Source organism: Cloacibacillus sp., from assembly GCF_020860125.1.
Lineage (GTDB): Bacteria > Synergistota > Synergistia > Synergistales > Synergistaceae > Cloacibacillus.
Genome location: NZ_JAJBUX010000025.1, coordinates 1 through 2,589, shown reverse-complemented (window position 1 = coordinate 2,589; position 2,589 = coordinate 1). Strand labels below are relative to the sequence as shown.

The following is a 2,589-nucleotide window of genomic DNA, read 5'->3' as shown; positions in this document are numbered from 1 at the left end:
ACCTTTCCCGAAGTTCTCCTGTTTTTTAGAGAGCTTTTTCTAATTATTATAGGCCATCAGCGCGGCGATCGTCGCGCCCGCTCCCGGCAGCACCCCGATGATAAAACCGATTGGGGTCTGGCGGATCATCGGCCACCAGCAGCGCTTGAACTGCGCCATCGATACCCAGATCCGGCCGAACTTCGACTGTACCTTGACCGCCGTATCGGAGCGTATATGATCCATGTTATGGAATACCTCTCCGAGCCCATAGACGCCGATGATGACGACGACAAAATCTATTCCCGTCTGCAGTGCCGTGACTCCGAAGGTGAAGCGGATGGCTCCGGACTGCGGGTCGATGCCGACCGTGGCGATCATCAGCCCGAGACACATCGAAAGCAGCCCCTTGAGCATCGCCTCCTTAGATATCGCGGCGGTCGCGGCAAGCGCGAAGCACATCAGCATAAAATATTCCGGCGGCCCGAATTTAAGCGCGAAACGCGCGACGGGGACGGCGATCGCCACAAAGGCGATGGTCGCGATCAGGCCTCCGATAAATGAGGCGATCGCCGATATCGCCAGCGCCTCCTCGGCATGGCCGGAGGTAGACATCGGGTAACCGTCAAAGCAGGAGGTGACGGACGCGCCGTCTCCGGGAATGTTAAGCAGGATAGAGCTGCGCGAACCGCCGAACATCGCGCCGTAGTATATGGCGCACATCGTGACCAGGGCGGTGTCCGGAGCCATCGTGAAGGTGAGCGGCATCAGAAGGGCGATGCCGGTGGTCGGCCCCAGACCGGGAAGCATTCCCAGCACCGTGCCCAGCGCGGAACCGGCGAAGAGCCAAACAAAGTTGAGCGGGGTAAGCGCGTTGGCAAAGCCAGATAACAGCAGATTTATAGTTTCCATCTTAAATCCCTTCCCTAGGGCAGAGTGATCTGAAATATTCTGTCAAAGACATACCAGATGCCTAAAGAAAAACAGAGCGCCGTCAAAATATTGACCTTCCAGCCCCTGACGCCGTTTATCAGAAATAGCATCGCCCCGAGAAAGAGCGGCGTGCTGATAAGGAAGCCGGCAGTCTCAAGGATCGCCGCATAGGCGAGACAGCAGACGATGAGGCCGCCGATCAGCACCCAATGGCCCTGGTCGGGCGTTTTGCCCGCCTTTGCGACATGGCCGCGCTTGGCGCCGCGATATAAAAGCATCACGGAAAAGATTGTCCCCATCGTGCCGACGACCAGAGGGAAATACTTCGGTGCCATCGGGTCGCCTATCGACGCGGCGGGCAGCAGCCAGGCCGCAACCACATAGGCGATGCTGAAGACGACAGAAAAAAGGCCGACGATAATATCCGCATTCATAAAAATCCACCCCTTACGTTAAACCGGCGGCTGGGTCGCCCCCGCCGCCGATATTCAAATTATCTTTCGCTACTGTTTTAAGAAACCGATCTCTCCAAGGATGACCTTGTACTCTTCATTGGTCTTGTCAAGGAATTTCGTAAATTCATCGGCGTTCATATAGACCGCCTCCCAGCCGTTCTTAAGGCAGACGTCTTTCCATTCTTTGCTCTCCGACATCTTTTTCAGCGCGTTTGTCATGTAATCGCGCTCCGCCTTACCCATGCCGGGAGTGCCGAAGATCCCGCGCCAGTTGATGAACACCGTGTCAATTCCGCTCTCTTTAAGAGTCGGCACCTTGCTGAGCGGGCCGGACTTGATGCGCGTGGGCGAGCTCACCGCAAGCACCTTGATGTCTCCGGCCTCCAGCGCGCCCACCGTCTCCGCCATGCCGGCCGATAGAAGGTCGATATGGCCGCCCATCAGCGAGGCCATGCTTCCCTCCTGGAGGGAGATATAGGGAATCTCCTTAAGATTCTTTACGCCCGCGGCGCGCGCCGCCTGCAGGAACTGCAGATGATCCATGCTTCCCGCCGAGCTCGTTCCACCGACCTTGACGCTCTTGGGGTCCTTCTTGATCGCCTCGATGACCTCTTTCATGCTGTTGAACTTTGAATCCTTCGGCACCGCGTAAGCGCCGAAATCGTTGATCAGCATCGCGATGGGGGTCAGGTTCTTATAACCGAGCTTCGTCTGCCCCGTGAGGTTGATGAGAAGAATGGGCGGCGAATAAACGGTGATCGTGTAGGGATTGCCCTTCTTCTTCTGCATATAGGCGAGGTTGACCGCGCCGCCGCCACCTGGCTTGTTGGTAACCGGCATCGGCTGGGTGATGATCTTCAAGTCGCCAAGCGTCTTGCCTACCATTCTTATCGTCGTATCCCAACCGCCGCCGGCGCCGGCCGGAGCAAGAAACTCAAAGGGCCTCGACGGATAATCCGCCGCTGCCGCAGTAAATACAAACGCGGCAATAAACAATGCTGCCAAAGCCGATACTAATGCTGAGCGCTTCATGAGATAATTCCTCCTACAAAAATTTGTGTATCCATGTATCCATGTATCCTCGGTAGCTATATAATGTCCCTACGGAGCGGAAAGTCAATATTGAAAAACAAAAATTTCTCATATTTTACGACGGGCGAATATTTGGTTTTTTATGTTAGTATTTACTTATCATATAAGTTGGAAGATAGGACAAGGGGGA

General features: G+C 55.2%; 3 protein-coding genes. All 3 read right to left on the bottom strand.

The window, feature by feature from the left end; translation table 11 throughout:
- Positions 1-39: 39 nt before the first annotated feature.
- Positions 40-891 (bottom strand): tripartite tricarboxylate transporter permease, encoded by an 852-nt coding sequence (locus LIO98_RS03515; RefSeq protein WP_291953404.1) that lies wholly within the window; start codon positions 889-891, stop codon positions 40-42.
- A gap of 14 nt (positions 892-905) precedes the next feature.
- A complete protein-coding gene (locus LIO98_RS03510; protein ID WP_291953402.1) occupies positions 906-1,346 on the bottom strand; it encodes a tripartite tricarboxylate transporter TctB family protein in 441 nt (146 codons plus the stop codon).
- A gap of 69 nt (positions 1,347-1,415) precedes the next feature.
- A complete protein-coding gene (locus LIO98_RS03505; RefSeq protein ID WP_291953400.1) occupies positions 1,416-2,399 on the bottom strand; it encodes a tripartite tricarboxylate transporter substrate binding protein in 984 nt (327 codons plus the stop codon).
- Positions 2,400-2,589 lie beyond the last annotated feature (190 nt).

Bases quoted from the DNA above. Each gene is read 5' to 3' on its own strand.
- LIO98_RS03510 (WP_291953402.1), bottom strand. From the start codon at position 1,346: ATGAATGCGGATATTATCGTCGGCCTTTTTTCTGTCGTCTTCAGCATC.
- LIO98_RS03505 (WP_291953400.1), bottom strand. From the start codon at position 2,399: ATGAAGCGCTCAGCATTAGTATCGGCTTTGGCAGCATTGTTTATTGCC.
- LIO98_RS03515 (WP_291953404.1), bottom strand. From the start codon at position 891: ATGGAAACTATAAATCTGCTGTTATCTGGCTTTGCCAACGCGCTTACC.